This is a genomic window from Winogradskyella sp., from assembly GCF_025210595.1.
Classification (GTDB): Bacteria; Bacteroidota; Bacteroidia; order Flavobacteriales; family Flavobacteriaceae; genus Winogradskyella.
This window is the reverse complement of the sequence record NZ_JAOARH010000099.1, coordinates 24,495-43,256: the sequence shown is the minus strand read 5'-3', so window position 1 is coordinate 43,256 and position 18,762 is coordinate 24,495. Positions and strand designations below refer to the sequence as shown.

The 18,762-nt window shown below is 30.8% G+C and carries 21 protein-coding genes; 18 read left to right on the top strand and 3 right to left on the bottom strand.

What is annotated here, in order from left to right:
- The 3 genes from N4A42_RS10895 to N4A42_RS10885 form a co-directional block, all read right to left on the bottom strand.
- On the bottom strand, positions 1-655 hold a 655-nt coding region (locus N4A42_RS10895), incomplete at its 3' end, for a hypothetical protein (protein WP_294073861.1).
- Between the two features lie 112 nt (positions 656-767).
- Positions 768-1,913 (bottom strand): glycosyltransferase, encoded by a 1,146-nt coding sequence (locus tag N4A42_RS10890; RefSeq protein WP_294073859.1) that lies wholly within the window; start codon positions 1,911-1,913, stop codon positions 768-770.
- The gene (locus tag N4A42_RS10885; protein WP_294073857.1) at positions 1,910-2,878 is read right to left on the bottom strand and encodes a hypothetical protein; all 969 of its coding nucleotides are present in this window, start codon (positions 2,876-2,878) and stop codon (positions 1,910-1,912) included. Before N4A42_RS10885 ends, N4A42_RS10890 begins: the two co-directional genes overlap by 4 nt.
- A gap of 27 nt (positions 2,879-2,905) precedes the next feature.
- Between N4A42_RS10885 and N4A42_RS10880 the strand changes: the two genes are divergently transcribed.
- The 18 genes from N4A42_RS10880 (at position 2,906) to N4A42_RS10795 (ending at position 18,552) form a co-directional block, all read left to right on the top strand.
- Positions 2,906-3,544 (top strand): cell envelope biogenesis protein OmpA, encoded by a 639-nt coding sequence (locus N4A42_RS10880; RefSeq protein WP_294073855.1) that lies wholly within the window; start codon positions 2,906-2,908, stop codon positions 3,542-3,544.
- Between the two features lie 103 nt (positions 3,545-3,647).
- Entirely contained in the window at positions 3,648-4,190 is a 543-nt protein-coding gene (locus N4A42_RS10875) for an energy transducer TonB (RefSeq protein WP_294073853.1), read from the top strand.
- Positions 4,191-4,204: 14 nt separating this feature from the next.
- On the top strand, positions 4,205-4,759 hold the full coding sequence (ruvC, locus tag N4A42_RS10870) for a crossover junction endodeoxyribonuclease RuvC (protein ID WP_294073851.1): 555 nt from the start codon (positions 4,205-4,207) through the stop codon (positions 4,757-4,759).
- Positions 4,760-4,874: 115 nt separating this feature from the next.
- On the top strand, positions 4,875-6,044 hold the full coding sequence (gene hemW / locus N4A42_RS10865; protein ID WP_294073863.1) for a radical SAM family heme chaperone HemW: 1,170 nt from the start codon (positions 4,875-4,877) through the stop codon (positions 6,042-6,044).
- The gene (locus N4A42_RS10860; protein ID WP_294073849.1) at positions 6,041-6,790 is read left to right on the top strand and encodes a cyclase family protein; all 750 of its coding nucleotides are present in this window, start codon (positions 6,041-6,043) and stop codon (positions 6,788-6,790) included. The genes hemW and N4A42_RS10860 overlap by 4 nt, the downstream gene beginning before the upstream one ends.
- Before the next feature lie 43 nt (positions 6,791-6,833).
- The gene (locus N4A42_RS10855; protein WP_294073847.1) at positions 6,834-7,445 is read left to right on the top strand and encodes a DUF4230 domain-containing protein; all 612 of its coding nucleotides are present in this window, start codon (positions 6,834-6,836) and stop codon (positions 7,443-7,445) included.
- Positions 7,446-7,564: 119 nt separating this feature from the next.
- Entirely contained in the window at positions 7,565-7,924 is a 360-nt protein-coding gene (locus N4A42_RS10850; protein ID WP_294073845.1) for an MmcQ/YjbR family DNA-binding protein, read from the top strand.
- 522 nt (positions 7,925-8,446) lie between these two features.
- Positions 8,447-8,857: a response regulator gene (locus N4A42_RS10845; protein ID WP_294073843.1), complete on the top strand. Its 411-nt coding sequence runs from the start codon at positions 8,447-8,449 to the stop codon at positions 8,855-8,857.
- Positions 8,857-9,396, top strand: coding sequence for a heme NO-binding domain-containing protein (locus N4A42_RS10840; protein ID WP_294073841.1), 540 nt, complete (start codon positions 8,857-8,859; stop codon positions 9,394-9,396). Before N4A42_RS10845 ends, N4A42_RS10840 begins: the two co-directional genes overlap by 1 nt.
- Positions 9,396-10,985, top strand: coding sequence for a PAS domain S-box protein (locus tag N4A42_RS10835; RefSeq protein ID WP_294073839.1), 1,590 nt, complete (start codon positions 9,396-9,398; stop codon positions 10,983-10,985). The genes N4A42_RS10840 and N4A42_RS10835 overlap by 1 nt, the downstream gene beginning before the upstream one ends.
- A 2-nt stretch (positions 10,986-10,987) precedes the next feature.
- The gene (locus N4A42_RS10830; RefSeq protein WP_294073837.1) at positions 10,988-12,118 is read left to right on the top strand and encodes an FIST N-terminal domain-containing protein; all 1,131 of its coding nucleotides are present in this window, start codon (positions 10,988-10,990) and stop codon (positions 12,116-12,118) included.
- Positions 12,118-13,182 carry an ATP-binding protein gene (locus tag N4A42_RS10825; protein WP_294073835.1) on the top strand — a complete coding sequence of 355 codons (1,065 nt, stop codon included), beginning with the start codon at positions 12,118-12,120 and terminating at the stop codon, positions 13,180-13,182. Before N4A42_RS10830 ends, N4A42_RS10825 begins: the two co-directional genes overlap by 1 nt.
- Positions 13,169-13,486 carry an Hpt domain-containing protein gene (locus N4A42_RS10820; protein ID WP_294073833.1) on the top strand — a complete coding sequence of 106 codons (318 nt, stop codon included), beginning with the start codon at positions 13,169-13,171 and terminating at the stop codon, positions 13,484-13,486. The genes N4A42_RS10825 and N4A42_RS10820 overlap by 14 nt, the downstream gene beginning before the upstream one ends.
- A 10-nt stretch (positions 13,487-13,496) precedes the next feature.
- On the top strand, positions 13,497-14,210 hold the full coding sequence (locus tag N4A42_RS10815; protein ID WP_294073831.1) for a LytTR family DNA-binding domain-containing protein: 714 nt from the start codon (positions 13,497-13,499) through the stop codon (positions 14,208-14,210).
- A gap of 359 nt (positions 14,211-14,569) precedes the next feature.
- A complete protein-coding gene (locus N4A42_RS10810; RefSeq protein ID WP_294073829.1) occupies positions 14,570-15,934 on the top strand; it encodes a UDP-glucose/GDP-mannose dehydrogenase family protein in 1,365 nt (454 codons plus the stop codon).
- A gap of 39 nt (positions 15,935-15,973) precedes the next feature.
- Positions 15,974-16,915 (top strand): UDP-glucuronic acid decarboxylase family protein, encoded by a 942-nt coding sequence (locus N4A42_RS10805; protein ID WP_294073827.1) that lies wholly within the window; start codon positions 15,974-15,976, stop codon positions 16,913-16,915.
- Positions 16,916-16,937: 22 nt separating this feature from the next.
- Positions 16,938-17,324 (top strand): response regulator, encoded by a 387-nt coding sequence (locus N4A42_RS10800; protein ID WP_294073824.1) that lies wholly within the window; start codon positions 16,938-16,940, stop codon positions 17,322-17,324.
- A gap of 40 nt (positions 17,325-17,364) precedes the next feature.
- Positions 17,365-18,552 (top strand): sugar transferase, encoded by a 1,188-nt coding sequence (locus N4A42_RS10795; RefSeq protein WP_294073822.1) that lies wholly within the window; start codon positions 17,365-17,367, stop codon positions 18,550-18,552.
- Positions 18,553-18,762: the final 210 nt, after the last annotated feature.

The window sequence follows — 18,762 nt, the reverse complement described above, 5'->3', positions numbered from 1 at the left end:
TAGAAAAATTTAATGTCGCCAATTTCATTTGGCCATAAATAGAAAATGTTTCTTTATTGATAATTCTATAGCGATAACCTAAAGATAATTCTGTGGTACTATACGGAAAATCATTACTATCAAAAGCATGTCTTACTTGTAGAAAACCAGAATGTCTTGGTAGAGTATTAGCTTCGTAAAGTTCTAACTCAGCTCCAATTATAGGTGTTTTTTTGTTGTCTGGATTATCAACAAAAGGATTATTGGTAATTCCACCAGAAAACCCTAATCTAAACTCAACTTTACTTTCTGTAATGCTAGATGTGTAGTTAGAATCTACTGAAGCATTATAAGTGTCTATATAATGTTTAAGGCTGTATAAGGTTAGCTTTAGTTTGTCTGTAGATAAGCCATTAGTAAGCTGTCTTAAAGTAGATTTATATTCTTCTTGATAGTTGTTGTTTTCATTTTTAGTGTTCGTTAATTCTGTAATAGAACCTTCGTTAGTACGAACAAAATAGCGGTACTTACCATTAATAATATTCCATAGTAGATCTAAATTACCTTCAATTTCGGTTTTAAGTTCTATTGTTTCGTCATTTATAGTGTAGGTTTCCTGGCTAAAATTCAATTGAAAAGCTAGGCAAAATAAAAATGCTATTAGAATCTTTTTCATGAGTGTGTTTTTGCTGTTTTTAATAAGTTGTGGTCTAATAATTTGGGTAATGACCATTCTAAGATTTGGACTTTGGTTTCAGTAAAACTACCAAAAAATATCTGAAACAGAATTACTTTTTAAAAGTTCTGCCTTTCCATTGGTAAGATTTAAAAAGTGATAATATAACGATGTATACACAAAAAAAAGGATACATTAAACAAGAGCCTAAGTACGAAAATAGAAGACTTTCTTGTTTAAAAAAACGAGAAGTTTTAAACAATAGAAGAAAATCAATACTAAACTTTATAACTAATAGTGCAATAACGATTTTAGGCTTTATAAATTCAAATAACAACAAGGGAAGTATTGCAATGCATACTAAATTGCCTAAAAAAATTATTAAACCTAAAGCTTTTGAAAACCAATTTGGGTTATGACTTGTTTTAGAAGCCCAACGCAATCTTTGCTGTATCAATTCACTAAAACTAGATACTGGTTTTGTGGATAAGATGGCTTTATTAGATTTTAAATAAGATACTTTTTTATGGTCTAATTTTTTAAACTTTTCTAATAAAAAAATATCGTCACCACTGGCAATATTAGTATTGCCTTCAAACCCATTAATTTCTATAAACGCAGATTTGTTATATGCAAAATTAGCTCCATTACATAAAAAAGGAAGTTTTAATCCAAAACCACCAATGGTAGCGCCTTGAAGACTTAAAATATCTAAGGTTTGAAAACGGTTTAAAAAGGAATTACGACCATTATAGGTTACAGGAGCTGCAACACAGTTTGTGTCTGTAGTTTGTATATGCTCATCAAAAGAATCTAACCAGTATTTCGGCAAAACACAATCTGCATCTGTGGTTACAATCCATTCGTGTTTTGCAATTTTAATTGCAGTAGAAATAGCATCTTTTTTAGGTGAATTAGAAACTCTATTGTTCTTTAAAATTTGAAATTGAATCTTTTTTGTACGACTGAGCTTGTCGAAGTCTAATTTTGATTTTATTATTTCCACAGAGTTGTCCTTAGAATCATCATCAACAAAAATGACTTCAAATAAATCCTTAGGATAATTCAGGTTAGTGATGGAATTGAGAATTTGTGGCAAATTATTCGCTTCATTTCGAAATGGAATGATAATTGAAAATTTAGTTTTAGGCTTTAAATCTTTCAATTTAAAATCTTCAACCTTATCAAAGCCAAAAACAAGTGTACCTGTAAATATTAGGTAAATAATAAAGATTGCTGCAAGTATAAATGAGATCATTCTTCGATTTTTGGGAGTTTAAAGTTTAAGACAAAATAACTTCCAAAAAGACTCGGAATAGCAAAATTTAATAACCACATTAAAGTAGTTATAGATAATATTGTAAGTTCATTAACTTGTACATAACCAAATAAAAATACTGCAACACTTCCTTTTATAACCACATCAAAAATAGTTATGCTTGGTACAATAGAAGCTAATAAATACATGCTGGTAATAACAACCATAGCTTTAGAATAATCTACACCTACTCCAAAAATGGTGAGCAAATAATAAAACTGAAACGAGAAAATGAAATAGCGTATTAAGGAATACAGTAAGTTTTTGGTATGAATGTTAAAAGAAATGGTTTTTACATATTCTAAAATACGATTAAAAGTATAGCCTTTTATATTGAACTTTTTGTGTTTAATACCAAAAAAGGCAAACGTGCCTATTATAATAAGAAGTGCTCCAAACCTTGCGACTTTGTAATAATCAACCTCTATTTGGTAACGATTTATAAAGATGATTAGTCCAACAACTCCAAAAATAGTGGTTATGGTCATTTGAGCCATATTACCCAAAAGATTCATGAAAACAATCCTTTTTCTATAGGTTTTATTATAATAGATGGCTTTAGCTCCATAATCCCCAATACGGTTTGGTGTAATTAAAGAAGCAGTTAGTCCTCCTAAACTTTGCTCTAAAGCCTCTTTAAAAGAAATTTGTTTAATGAATTTCACCAAAGATTGCCATTTTAAAATTTCGAAAAACCAATTAAAAGCGCTTAAAACGAGTAATAAAACGATGTTTTTTACCGAAAATGTGTTGTTTTCTTTCAAAAAAGCCAAAAAATCACCTAAAGTCATTAGGTTGTTTTCGGCTAATTTTGAGTAAATAAAATAAAATGCACCAACAACAATACTTAACTTAATAAGCACTAAGAAGAATTGCTTAGTTTTGTATGGTACATCGTAAAGCATGCTGCAAATTAAATCAAAAACTTAAACATGAAGCTCCATTTAAAACAATACCTTTTTATTTTAGGCACTCTTTTTATTACATTTAATAGTAGTGCACAATTTAAAAAAACCAGTAAATGGAAAGCACTGATAGCTGTAGGGTTTAATTACCCAACAACAGATGGTTTTGTGGACGGAACTTATGCGCAATCAATCAATTTTCCTACAGTTAATTTGGGTGTTCAGCATATGTTTAAACGTACTTATGGTGTAAAGCTAGATTATGGATTTAATAGATTTAAGAATGGTAGTGATTCACCAGAATTTAAAGTAAATTATTCTCGTATAAATGCACAATTTGTTTTTGATCCAACAGAGTATATTCGGTTTTTACCATCACGATTTAGAACTATTTTGCATGCTGGTCCTGGATTTAGTTTTGTAAAACCCTTGGGTGATTTGGAAGATAATAAACAATCGTATTTAAATCTTTTAGGAGGTGTGGAGTTGCATTATGCTATTAATGAGAAAGTGTCTGTTTATACAGATGTGGCTTATGCTTATGGTTTAACATCTTTAGACGATTATGATCCTATAATAAGTGGACTCGGAGCTTTTAATGGCAGTGTATTTAATATGACTTTTGGTATAGCCATTTCTCTAAGTGGTTGTCAGTATTGCGATTAAAGTTTTACGATAAAGACTGAAAAGTATTTAACTGAAATTTGGAATAGAATTTGAAGCGAACTGAACATTAATAATCTATTAATTAAAAATTGAAACTATGTTGTTGAAAAATAAAATCGGTTTAGTAATTAGTATTGGTGTAATGTTGCTTATAGGTCATATAAGTAATGCACAAGAAAAAGAAAGCAAAACCCAATTAACAGAAGAAACGGTAGAAGAAATTGAAATTATAGAGATTGAATCAGATGAGAAACCAAGTAATGTTCCTATTCATGTTATAGAAAGTGTGCCTTACCCTTTAGAATGTAAGCATACAAAAGTAAATGAAGAAAGGAAAACTTGTGTCACTGGTTTTATTAAGAAGCATATAGTACGAAAGTTTAATACAGATTTGGCTGAAGAATTAAGTTTAGAGTCAGGAAGAAAGCGTATTTGGGTTCGTTTTAAGATTGACAAAACAGGAAAAGTTGTAGATGTTAGTGCTAGAGGGCCACATCCAAAATTAGAAGAAGAAGCTATACGTGTTGTTAAATTATTGCCAGAATTTACGCCTGGTAAGCATAATGGTGAAGCAGTAAGTATGCCTTATATGATGCCTATTGTTTTTTCTATACCAGAACCTATTAAAAAGGATGGTAAACAATAACTTTGTTAGAGTAAATGAGTAAAGAAAAAATTATATTAGGTATAGATCCAGGTACTACTATTATGGGTTTTGGTCTTATAAAAGTGGTAGGTAAATCTATGGTATTTATGCAACTCAATGAGTTACATTTACAAAAGTACAGTGATCATTATCTAAAACTAAAGCTCATTTTTGAACGTACTGTAGAGCTTATTGATACTTATCATCCAGATGAAATTGCAATTGAAGCTCCTTTTTTTGGGAAGAATGTACAAAGTATGTTAAAACTAGGAAGGGCTCAAGGTGTAGCTATGGCAGCAGGTTTGTCTAGAGAAGTGCCAATAACTGAGTATTCGCCCAAAAAGATTAAAATGGCTATTACAGGTAATGGTAATGCTAGTAAAGAACAAGTAGCAAAAATGCTTCAAAGTTTGTTGAATATAAAAGAATTGCCAAAAAATCTAGATTCTACTGACGGATTGGCCGCAGCTGTGTGTCACTATTACAATCAAGGTAGAGTTGAGGTTGGTAAAAGTTATTCTGGCTGGTCCGCGTTTGTAAAGCAGAATAAAGATAGAGTGAAAAAATAGTTTTTGTCATTCCTGCGTAGGCAGGAAACTTTTTAAACTTTAAGTTGAAAGGCGGTATGTTTTAGGCTTGTGTCAAGTGATAATAATGAAAAAAGAGATGTCCTTTAATATCAATATGAATTCTTATCCTTTTGGAAAATTGAAAGAGACTTTAGGTGGCATTTACATCCATATACCATTTTGTAAGCAAGCGTGTTATTATTGCGATTTTCATTTTTCAACATCATTAAAAAAGAAAAAAGAGCTCATTGAGGCATTAGTTAAAGAGTTACAGCTTCGTAAAAGCGAATTTAAAGATATAGCTGTTGCGACTATTTATTTTGGAGGTGGCACACCATCAATACTTACTGATGAGGAATTGCAATTGTTAATTGATGCAGTTTACGATAATTACAAGGTTGTAGATGATCCAGAAATTACTTTAGAAGCCAATCCAGATGATCTTTCAAAAGAACGAATCTATAAACTAGCAAAAACACCAATAAACAGGTTGTCTATTGGAATTCAATCTTTTTTTGAAGAAGATTTAAAACTAATGAATCGTGCGCACAATGCTCAAGAAGCAAAAGAATGCCTGTCAGTAGCAAGCCGCTATTTCGATAATATTTCGATCGATTTAATCTACGGAGTTCCAGGTGCAACAAATGAGCAATGGTTGCAAAATATTGAAACAGCTTTAAGCTATAACATACCACATGTTTCTAGCTATGCCTTAACAGTAGAGCCTAAAACAGCATTCGCTTCGTTTATAAAGAAAAAGATTATGAACGATGTTAACGATGAGCAAGCACATGAGCAATTTCATATTTTAAAGGACTATTTAGAAGGAAAAGAGTTTATTCATTATGAGCTTTCTAATTTTGGTAAAGAAAACTATTTTAGTAAAAACAATACTGCATACTGGCAAGGTAAACCGTATATAGGTATTGGTCCATCGGCACATTCATTCAACGGAAAACAACGTAGTTGGAATGTAAGAAACAATGCAAAGTATATAAAGTCTCTTCAAGAAAACAAATTGCCAATGGAGATAGAAACGCTAACTAAAGTAGATAGATATAACGAATATGTAATGACAGGTTTGCGTACAATTTGGGGAGTTTCGTTAGAAAAAGTAGAACAAGATTTTGATACAACTTTTAAAGATTATTTATTAGAGCAAGCCAATGTTTTTATTAATCGGCAAATGTTGTATATTGAAGCTGAGCATTTAAAAGTTACCAAAAAAGGACAGTTTTTAAGCGATGGTATTGCTAGTGAGCTGTTTAAATTAAATTTATCTTGAAAACAACAATAGAATACAAATCCAGAAAATTAAAAATAGACTTAACGCAACCTTTAGATCTATCTATATCTATAAAAGGAAGTGCGAACAATGTTAATGCGTGGTATATTGGACCTCCAAAAATAGAACCAGTGGTTTTTGAGGATAAGATTATTAATGTAGAGAATGGTGCTTCGGTTAATTTTAATACCATAACATTTAATCCGCATTCTCACGGAACACATACCGAAACAGTAGGTCATATTACAAAAGAAAAATATCCAATACATAAATGTTTAAAACAGTTTTTCTTTTTAGCAGAAGTCGTTACGGTTGCACCAGAAAAGCAAGGAGAGGATTATGTAATATCAGCAAAACAACTTCAGTTTTTGTTAGGTAATAAAAAGCGCGAAGCATTGGTTGTGAGAACTATTCCAAATACCAAGGACAAAAAATCAATGCAGTATTCAAATACCAACTGGACTTATTTTGAGGAAGAAGCTATTAAGTTATTGGTGAAAAAAGGTATAAAACATCTATTGGTAGATTTGCCAAGTATAGATAGAGAAGAAGATGGAGGCGAATTAAAAGGGCATAACGCCTTTTGGAATACAAAAGGAATCTTAAGAACAGATGCTACAATAACAGAGTTTATTTATGTCTCTAATAAAATAAAAGACGGAGCATATATGCTTAATCTTCAGGTAGCATCTTTTGAGAATGATGCCACACCAAGTAAACCTATTTTATATAAAATAATTGACTAAGGTATTGTGACAAAGTTACCATCTCAGTGTCCTAAAAATACATATGGAAACATTTTTTATAATTATTATAAGCATTTTGGTTACCTTGGGTTTGGTGACCCTTTATAAACAATGGGTTGCAAAAAAGAAAACCAATGAGCAATCTGTTATTTTGTTAGATAAAATAAAGCGAGTTTGTAAGTTTATCACAGTAGAAGGTGATTTTGCAGAGATATACCATTATGAAGATGTAAAAGAGAAATTTTTAAAACTAATTTCTAGCAAAAAGAAAGCATTGGTTGTTATTAATGCAAAGGCACATGTAGGTTTTGATTTAAGTAAAGTGAAAATGAAATCAAGCCCAAAATCTAAAACAGTGATACTTTCTCATTTTCCACAACCAGAAATATTGTCTATAGAAAGTGATATTAATTATTACGACAAGCAAGATGGTATGTTCAATAAGTTTGAAGCGTCTGATCTAACAGAGTTACATACCAAAGCAAAAATGCATATTATGGACAAAATTCCAGAAAGCGGATTGTATAATGTTGCAAAATTAGAAGCTTTAGAAGCAATACAACTTATAGAAAATTTGGTACAAACAATTGGTTGGACATTAGATTATACAGCATTAAAAATAGAAGAAGGAGACGATAAGAAACTGTTAGAGTAATGATTGTCGTTACTGTAAAATTAGGTAATACATACACTGATGAGGTTTCTGCTTTTGCAAGAAATAAAAGTGATCTACAATAAAAAGTCTTCTCTATAGTAAGATTTAGATAAGTTTATATGAACATAGAAGATTATAGAAATTACTGCATGAATAAAAAGGGAGTTACAGAACACTTTCCTTTTGATGATGATACACTTGTTTTTAAGGTTTGTAATAAAATGTTTGCACTTGCATCATTATCTAAATGGGAGCAAGGAGAAGGTTATGTTAATTTAAAATGCGATCCAGAATATGCAGAAGAATTAAGAGCAGATTACGATGGTGTAACTCCAGGATATCACATGCATAAAAGGTTATGGAATAGTGTAAAAATTCATAATACAGATTTAAAAGTAAAACTTATTTTAGAACTAATAGATCATTCTTATAATCAGGTTGTTATGGGTTTGTCTAAGAAAATCCGTGATAATTTATAGTTAACTAAAACTTAGTTATATTTAATCATCATCCATTCGTCGCTACCAAATGTTTATTCGTCTAAAAATATCACTCTAGATCAAGTTAGATTTTAAATTTGTTATATCAGATAAACCGAAATTTTCAAAATAAAAATAGCATAACAACTTGTTGTTTGTTGATATTGAATTGAATAGGTGGTTGGTTCTTTTTGAGGAAAACTTAAAATTATCTGAAGAAATAGTGCTTAAAACTCTTAAAATATTAACATGACTCATTAATGTTAAGAGTTTGAAAGGTAAAGCTTGAAAAAGTGTAGAACCAAAAATTTTAACGTATAAAGTTGAAATTTAAGCGTTAAATACGGTTGATGGCATAAAAAGTGACTAACAAATTAAGTTGTGTAGGATAAAAGCCTCATGGCTTAAAACCGTTCGTCGACACTTATGCGTCAATCAACGACGCCAAAGAAACCCCAATCTAAACAAAAAAATAATTAGTTGATGTTAGTGTAACTTGCAACCAATTAATTAATCTTACTTATGAATACTCTAAACGTTTTACTCATCGAAGATGATATGATAGAAGTGATGAAACTCAGTAGAGCTAAATCGTCACTAAACCTTAGTCATAATATTATAGAAGCTAATAATGGTGAAGAGGCTTTGAAATTGTTAGAGCAAAAAGATAAACTTCCAGATATCATTCTTTTAGATTTAAATATGCCAAAGATAAATGGCTTGGAGTTTCTTAAAATATTGAAAGCAGATGATAGGTTAAAATACATACCAACAATAATTTTAACAACTTCTAACAATCAACGCGATCTTTTAGAGTGCTATAAAATTGGTATAGCAGGTTATGTATTAAAGCCATTAAAATATGAAGAATATGTTTTCAAAATAGAAAAATTATTAGCATATTGGAGCATCAATGAGTTAATTAAAGCTTAATGAAAGGTATCATATTTACAGAATTCTTAGAATTTGTTGAAGATAAATATGGGTTGATAATGGTAAATAAAATCATTGGTCAATCTAATTTAGCTTCAAACGGTATTTATACCGCTGTAGGTACATATGATTTTTCAGAGATGTTGCAACTCATTTCACATTTAAGTCACAATACAGATATTAATGTGGATGATCTTTTAATGGCATATGCAGAACATTTATTTGCCGTATTGATTAAATCGTATCCCGATTTAGTTTATCATTATGATGATCCAATGGATTTATTAGTGTCAGTAGAAAACCATATTCATGTTGAGGTTCAGAAGATTTATCCTGATGCTCAATTACCTACTTTTGATTTGGAAGAACGTACAGATAATAAGATGGTTATGGTTTATAAATCACATAGAGCATTATATACACTTGGAAAAGGCTTAATACTAGAGATTTTTAAATTATTTAAAGTGCCTGCCAGTATCGAATTCGAAAAACTAAACGAAGAAGGTACTGAAGTACGATTTTTTATCAACAAGTTATAATGAGTCAAAAAGAAGTAAACGCCCTTAAAAGAGCGTTAGATCGCGAAAAAGCTTCTCGAAAAGCAGCTGAAGAAATCCTTGAGGCAAAATCTGCTCAACTATATGAAGTTAATCAAGAATTAGAAGCATCTCATAAAGAACTAGCGAGATTATATTCTAAAACAAACTCACAATTACAAGGTGTTTTTGAAAATATAGTTGATGCATATGTAATTATAGATTTATGGGGAAATGTTCTCAAAATGAACGAAGCTGCGATAGAATTACTAGGGTTTAATTACAAGGATGATGATATTAATCTTATGTCATTAGTAGTTGCAGAAGATTTACCTCGTATTACACCATATTTTAGAGAGCTTTTAGTAAAAGGTGCCATAACAGATTTTAAGATCACTATTAATACCAAAAAGAATCAAAAAAAGTTTGTACATGTTAATGCGAGTACAATTTATGAAGATGGAATTGCAGTAGCCGCTCAAGGTATTGTTAGAGACATTACTTTAGAAAATAAATACCAACAAGCATTAGTTGCCGAAAAGCAAAAATATGGCAGCATTATTGCAAACATGAATCTTGGTTTGGTAGAGGTGAATAATAATGACGAAATTTTGATGGTTAACCAACGCTTTCAAGAAATGTCAGAATATGACGAAGAAGAATTAATAGGCAAAGATGTTGGTATAGTTTTTAGAGCCGAAGAAAATAACGCTATCATAAAAAAAGAAAATGAGAAGCGTCAGAATGGAGAATTAAGCTCTTATGAGCTTAAAGTTAAAAGTAAAACAGGTGAGATAAAATACTGGTTAATCAGTGGTGCACCTAATTATGACTTACAAGGTAATATTGTTGGTTCAATAGGAATTCATTTAGATATTACTGAACTTAAAAATTTAGAATTACAGAAAGAAAAATTACTACAAAAATTAGAAAAAAGTAACGAAGAGCTCAACGAGTATGCACATGTTGTTTCTCATGATTTAAAATCTCCATTAAGAAGTATAGATGCATTAGTTTCTTGGTTAAAAGAAGATAATAAAGATAAACTAGATGAAGTTAGTCTTCAAAATATAGGTCTTATAGAGACAACCTTGGAGAAAATGGAGCAACTAATTTCAGATATTTTAGATTATTCTAGCGCTTCATCTAGTAACCAAGAGTTAGTACAGGTAGATACACAAGCTTTAGTAGATGATTTGCTACAAACAATGTATGTGCCTAAGAATATAGAGGTAATCACTCATAATGCTTTACCTACAGTTAAAGGTGATAAGACTAAGTTACAGCAAGTGTTTCTAAATCTAATTAGTAACGCTGTAAAATTTAATGATAAAGAAAAAGGGTTAATAGAAATTAATGTTGAAGATGAAGACCGATACTATAAATTTTCTATAAAAGACAATGGCATTGGAATAGAGCCTAAGTTTCATGAAAAAATATTTAAAATATTTCATTCATTAAACAAGCGAAAAGACTCTACAGGTATAGGATTATCTTTAGTTAAGAAAATTGTTAATATGCACAATGGCAAAATATGGTTAGATAGTACTCCAGGTGAGACAACAACATTTTACTTTACTCTAAAAAAATAATAATGAAAACAGTACAGCTAACAAAAAATAATGCAAAATGGAAATATCTATCTAGAGATATAGTTTTAAAGCAACCATTAGTATTAGTGTTTGGTAATAGGTACCTTCTAGAGAATGGTGTTATATATGATGAGATAAGAGAGAAATTTCCAGATGGTCATATCGTTTTTGGTTCTACAAGTGGGGACATTACTGCAGGTTATGTTGATGATGAGTGTATAACTGTAACTGCTATAGAGTTTGAGAGAAGTTCTTTTGAAATAAAAACAAGCAACGTATTAAATAAAGACTTAGATAGTTTCCAGACAGGTAAAGATTTAGTAAATCAATTCTCTAAAAAAGGTTTAAAGCATATTTTTGTTATATCTGAAGGTAGCTTTATTAATGGAAGTGAGTTAACAAAAGGAATGAACAATGCAATAGATCAAGAGTTGTTAATAACAGGAGGTCTTTGTGGTGATGCAGCACGTTTTGAAAAAACAGTAGCCGCATATAATGAAAATCCAAAACCAGGTGAGATTGTAGCTATAGGTTTTTATGGAGACACATTTGAAGCATCTTTTGCTATACATGGTGGTTGGACACCTTTTGGGCCAGAACGTATTGTTACTAAATCTGAGGGGAATATTCTACATGAGTTAGATGGTAAGCCTGCGTTAGATTTATATAAATCTTATTTGGGTGAAAAAGCAAAAGACCTTCCTAGTGCAGCTTTACTATATCCTTTAGATGTAAAGTCAGAAGGTGAAGAACAATCCTATGTTCGTACTATACTAAACATAGATGATGATAACAATACCATGATTTTAGCTGGTGATATTCCAGAAAAATCTAGAGTTCAGTTAATGATGACAAATGTAGATAATATTGCAAATGCATCAGAGTTGGCTGCCAAACAAGCTCTTGAAAAAAGAAAAACCAAACCTCAATTAGCTTTATTGGTTAGTTGTATAGGTAGAAAACTAGTCTTAGATCAACGTGTAGAAGAAGAGATAGAGGAAGTTGTGTCTATAGTAGGTGAAGATACAACAGTGTGTGGGTTTTACTCTTATGGTGAGATAGCGCCATTTAATTTAGAAATAAATTGTCAACTTCATAATCAGACAATGACTATAACTTTAATTAGTGAATAATGAATTCTCTCTTAAAGCGTCAAATACGAAAACATCTTACAGAAGATTTAAAAACTAATAAAGATTTAGTACCTTTTTTAGATGCGGTTGCTTGGTCTTATACAAATTATGACGAACAGTTAGTAATGTTACAAAGAGCAATGACTATTAGTTCAGAAGAATTGTTTAATGCAAATCAACAATTAAGGAGTGAAGCAAAAGCACAAAAAGAGGTTATCAATAAATTAAAGCATGTAATAGAAACTCTTAAGTTTTATAACTTACCACAGCATCAAGATACTAGTGTTATTGATTTAGATGGTTTAAAATTGGTAGATTTTATAGACAACCAAACCAAAGAAATTTTAGAAATAAATAAGCAAAGAGAAGCTCTTTTAGAAGAGCTAGCTTATCAAAACCAAGAATTGAGTGATTATGCGCACATGGTCTCGCACGATTTAAAATCGCCATTACGTAATATAGATACATTAACGACTTGGTTGGTAGAAGATAATAGAGAAAGATTGGATAAACAAAGTAATAAACAGTTAGATTTATTGCGAGCAAATGTAGAAAAGATGGACGCTCTTATCAATGGAATACTTCAATATTCTACCATAGCAAAAAGTGAGATTGAGCTCTATGAAGTAGATTTAAATAATCTTATTGATGAAATAAAAACAGCAATACAATTAACAGGGAAAAATAAGATTATAGTAGACGATTTACCTAATATTTATGGAGATAAAAGCCGTTTAACACAGTTGTTTCAAAATTTAATCGTTAATGCAATAAAGTATAATGATAAAGAACAAGCTCTAGTAGAAATAGGTGTTAAAGATAAAAACAAGTTTTGGGAGTTCTATGTAAGGGATAATGGAATAGGTATTGAAGAAAAATATCATAATAAAATATTCAACACCTTCGAAAAGCTAGAGAATAGTGTGGATTCTACAGGTATTGGTCTAGCAATAGTAAAAAAAATAGTAGAAGTTTATGGTGGAGAAATTTGGATAACTTCAAAGGCTAATGAAGGTACTACTTTTTTCTTCACATTATTAAAAAAACAAGATGGATCAGCCTAATTTATCATACATAGAGAGTATGTCTGGAGGTGATAAAGCCTTTGAGAAAAAACTTATAGACATTATTAAACAAGAATTTCCTGAAGAGAAAGCAGTTTATTTTAATAATATAAATGCAAAAAATTTTAAGAAAGCAGCTGAAAACGTACATAAAATTAAACATAAAATTAGTATTTTAGGGCTCACAAAAAGTTATGATGCTGCTGCATATTATGAGAATAACCTCACGGAAAACAGCACAGAGGGTAAAGTAGATTTTGAAAACACTCTGCAAATCATGACAGATTTTTTAGAGACCATTTAATCCTACATCTATGAATTGTATTATTATTGATGATGAAGCTACTGCAAGAGCTATAATTAGCCAGTTATGTAGTAATATTGATAGTGTAAATGTTTTGGAAGAATTTCCTAATGCAATTCAAGCGATTAAGTATTTAAATCAAAATGAGGTAGATCTTATCTTTCTAGATATTCACATGCCAGATTTTACAGGTTTCGACTTTATAGAAACCATAAAAAACCCTCCTAAAATAGTCTTAACAACATCAGATGCTAATTTTGCTATTCAAGCTTTTGAATATGATTGTATTGTAGATTACCTAGTAAAACCAATTGTATTAGAGCGTTTTCAAAAAGCAATTCATAAAGCAGAATTATCACCTGTATCTGCTCCTGCTAATATGACCTCGTCAGAAAATGTGGAAACTATTTCTGGTAATGATTTATATGTAAATATAGATAGACGGTTAATAAAAATTGATATCTCAAGTGTTTATTTAGTAGAAGCAAAAGGAGACTACATTCTTATTAAAACCGAAGATAAAAACTACACCGTACACTCTACACTTAAAAAAATAGAAGAAAAATTACCAGACAGTCTGTTCTTAAAAATCCATCGCTCTTATATTATCAATGTAGATAAAATTATTGATATTGAAGATAATAGTGTATTGATAAAGAAAGATGTTGTTCCTGTAAGTCGCTCTAATCGACCTGAATTAATGAAGCGATTAAACTTGCTTTAAAAGTCTTCTTGTTCGTGGTTTCTAGTTGAAATTAAATAAGTTTCCGTTAACCAAAATAACATCATATAACTTGTAATTATTCCTTTTGTTGTATGCTCAGAATAGAATAATACAGCCTTATTTTTTTTTCATTTATTTAAGGTTAATATTTTAAGTGGTTTAAAACGATAAAATCTATAAATGTGTGAGCAGTAGTTTGTTGAATTTTTTACTGTAACTTGGTTTCTCATAAAGCAAAAGACAATTACCATTTGTTATCGCCCATTAGTCTACACTTATCGTTTATTCGTCGAAATTTATCGATGAAATACGTTTTTCAACGTTAAGTTTGTAAGAAACAAACCCCAAATCTTTTAATTATGAAAATAGCAATAGTAGGAAGTGGTTACGTAGGTTTAGTAACAGGTGCGTGTTTTTCCGAAGTAGGAATCGATGTTGTTTGTGTAGACATTGACGAGCAAAAAATCGAAAATTTAAAAAACGGTATCATACCAATTTACGAACCAGGATTGGAAAGCATGATTAAGCGTAATATGTTTAAAGGACGTTTAAGTTTTTCAACTAGCCTTGCTGATACATTATCAGAATCAGAAGCTGTTTTCATAAGTGTAGGAACTCCGCCAGATGAAGATGGTAGTGCAGATCTTAAGCATGTGCTTGCGGTAGCAAGAGAGTGTGGTAAGCATATGAACGATTACAAGCTAATCGTTACAAAGAGTACGGTTCCTGTTGGGACTTCAGAAAAAGTAAGAAACGCCGTAAAAGAAGAGTTAAGAAAAAGAAAATTAGATATACCTTTCGATGTAGCTTCAAACCCAGAGTTTTTAAAAGAAGGAGCTGCAATTGATGATTTTATGAAACCAGATCGTATTGTTGTTGGTGCAGAAGGCGAGAGAGCAGAAAATCTGCTTAAAAAGTTGTACAAGCCATTTACGCTAAATGGGCATCCAATTATTTTTATGGATATTGTTTCTGCTGAAATGACTAAGTATGCTGCAAATTCAATGCTAGCAACTAAGATTAGCTTTATTAACGATATTGCAAACCTCTGTGAAATAGTTGGTGCAAATATTAATAATGTTAGAAAAGGGATAGGTTCAGATTCTAGAATAGGACAAAAATTTATTTATCCAGGTATAGGATATGGAGGGTCTTGTTTTCCAAAAGATGTACAAGCTTTAATAAAAACAGCTGATGAAAATAAGTACGAACTTAAAGTACTTAAAGCAGTTGAGTCTGTAAACAAAGTTCAAAAATTAGTGCTGTTTAATAAAATCAACTCCTATTTTAAAGGGGATTTAAAAGATAAAACCATAGCAATTTGGGGATTATCTTTTAAGCCACAAACAGATGATATGAGAGAAGCACCATCTTTACAAATCATTAAAGAGTTGTTAGATGCTGGTGCAAAAGTTAAATCTTATGATCCTGTGGCTATTGAAGAAGCAAAGCATCATTTTGGTGATACAATTACTTATTGTGAAGATCAGTATGAAGCATTGATAGAAGCAGATTGTTTGGCTGTATTAACAGAATGGTCAGAATTTAAAGTGCCAAACTTTAAAATAATGAAGCGTTTATTGAATAGTCCTGTTGTTTTTGATGGAAGAAATATTTATGAAAAAGATGAAATGCTTGCAATGGGATATGAATATGATTGTATAGGTATTGGTACTAAAAAACGAGACCTAGATAAGGTCGATTTAAAAACTCAATTGGTATAAAACATAAAAGTATACGCAACTTAATAGCCCCTAACAACCATGAACAAAAAAAGAATACTTGTAACAGGTGGAGCAGGATTTGTAGGCTCGCATCTTTGTGAAAGATTATTATCTGAAGGACATGAAGTATATTGTTTAGATAATTATTTTACTGGACAAAAAGAGAATATACTTCACTTAACTGAGAACCCATTTTTTGAAATTATTCGTCACGATGTTATTAACCCTTTCTTAATAGAGGTAGATGAAATTTACAATTTGGCATGTCCTGCATCACCAGTTCATTATCAGTATAATCCAATAAAAACTATTAAGACCTCAGTAATGGGTGCTGTAAACATGCTTGGATTAGCAAAGCGAGTAAACGCTAAAATTTTACAAGCATCTACAAGTGAAGTGTATGGCAATCCAATGGTGCATCCACAACCAGAATCTTATTGGGGAAATGTAAACCCTATTGGTGAAAGATCTTGTTACGATGAAGGTAAACGTGCTGCGGAAACTTTATTTAGAGATTATCATGCTCAAAATAATGTAAGCATCAAAATTGTAAGAATTTTTAATACTTATGGTCCAAGAATGCATCCGAACGATGGTAGAGTTGTTTCTAACTTTATTGTTCAGGCATTACAGAATAAAGATATTACAGTCTATGGCAAAGGCGAGCAAACAAGAAGTTTTCAGTATGTAGATGATTTGGTTGAAGGGATGATAAGAACTATGGGATCTGATGATTCATTCACTGGTCCTGTAAATATAGGAAACCCAGGTGAATTTAAGATTATAGAACTAGCGGAGAAAGTTATTGAATTAACTGGCTCTAAATCTAAAATTGTGTATCAACCATTACCATCAGATGACCCTTTAATGAGGAAGCCAGATATTTCTTTAGCTAAGAAGGAATTAGATTGGGAGCCAAAAATTAAGTTAGAGGAAGGTTTGGAAAAAACAATTGCCTTTTTTAAAGAAATAGTAAAGTAGTATAAGTTTAAAATTCACAGTTATGAAAAAAAAGATATTAGTAATTGATGACGAGTTAACAATGACAACTCTTCTGGAGTTTTTCTTATCAAACAAATATGATGTAACGGCTGTTAACTCAGGAGTAGAAGCAGAAGCTTGGCTCGATAGTAATTTGCCAGATTTAATAATCAGTGATATACAAATGGATAATATGAATGGCTTTACGCTTTTGCAAAACATTAGGCAAAGAGGTTATACAAAGCATACTCCAATTATAATGTTATCTGGTAATGCAGAAAGTAAAGAGCGTATAAAATCGTATAAACTAGGTGCTCAAGATTACTTAACTAAGCCGTTTAATCCAGAAGAATTAGATGAAGTAGTGAAGAAAAACTTATACCCAATTCATTACGCAAATGTTTGGTAGGTACATAGTTTTTTTATAACAAATTAATATCTATTTACTAATGAAATTATTATACATTGGAAAGCATACCGACGATATAGAGTGGAGTATTGAGGATACTGAAATAACTGCTGTATTTTGTGAAAATAGTGTTGAGGCTTTAAATGCTTTAAAGGCTCAAGATGATATAGATATTATTCTATGCGAATATAATCTGCCTGGTAATAATGGGTTGTTTTTTTACGATAATTTAAAAGAGAACAAAAATATAGCTGATTTACCATTTATATTACTCATGCAAGAGCATAGTGGTAAAGTTTATAAAGAGGCTTTTGATAAAGGTGTAGGTGATTATTTTGTAATTGACTCAACAGATGCTGAGCAAATTATTTTAAGAGCAACAAAACTTTGTAAAAATCAAAAAAGTAAAAATTCAAATAACATAACTGGTCCAAAGTCGGCAGCTTATAAATTTCCTTTATCAAAAAGAATTTTTGATGTTGTTGTGGCATCATCAATTTTATTAGTGTTATCTCCATTATTATTAATAATTATTCTTGCGATAAGACTAGAGTCAAAAGGAAAGGTGTATTATATAGCAAAACGTGTTGGCCGTAAAACATTCGACTTTTATAAACTTCGATCAATGCGTACAGGTTCAGATAAGATGTTAAAGCAATTGGCTAAAGAAAAAAACCAGTACAATAATTCTCAAGAAGAAACTCAAGTAAATGAGAATGAAAGTTGTCCTAGGTGTGCCAAGATATATGCTGGTGAATATTGTTCTCCTGTAAAATACACGGAGCAAGGAAAAATTTGCGACTATTGGTATAATAAGCAAAAACAAAGAGCTTTAGATAGCAATTCTAGTTTTATTAAAATTGTAGATGATCCTAGGATTACAAGAGTTGGTAAATTTATAAGAAACACTAGTATAGACGAGTTGCCTCAACTTATCAATGTTATAAAAGGTGATATGTCATTGGTAGGAAACCGTCCATTACCAGTATATGAAGCAGAATTGTTAACAAAAGATCAATTATCAAAACGATTCTTGGCTCCTGCAGGTATAACAGGATTATGGCAAGTAGAGCTAAGAGGAAAAGGCGGAGAAATGTCTGAAGAAGAGCGCGTAGCTTTAGATAATAAATATGCTAATTACTTTGTTGATAATAATTATTCGTTTTGGTTTGATATAAATATTTTGCTCAGAACTATTCCTGCGTTATTTCAAAAAAGTACAGTTTAAAAAAAAATAGGTTAAGTTTTTTTTAGGCTGCCATCTCTTTATTTGAGTAGGCAGCCTTTAATGTTTATAATAGGTATATTATACTGATTTTCTTTAACTGTAAATAACATCTATTCGTCTACAGTTATTGGTTGTCCGTCGAAATATATAAGAATTCGCTCTAATGTAGTTGTAATTTAGTAATAAGAATTGTTATTCAATAGCCCCCAA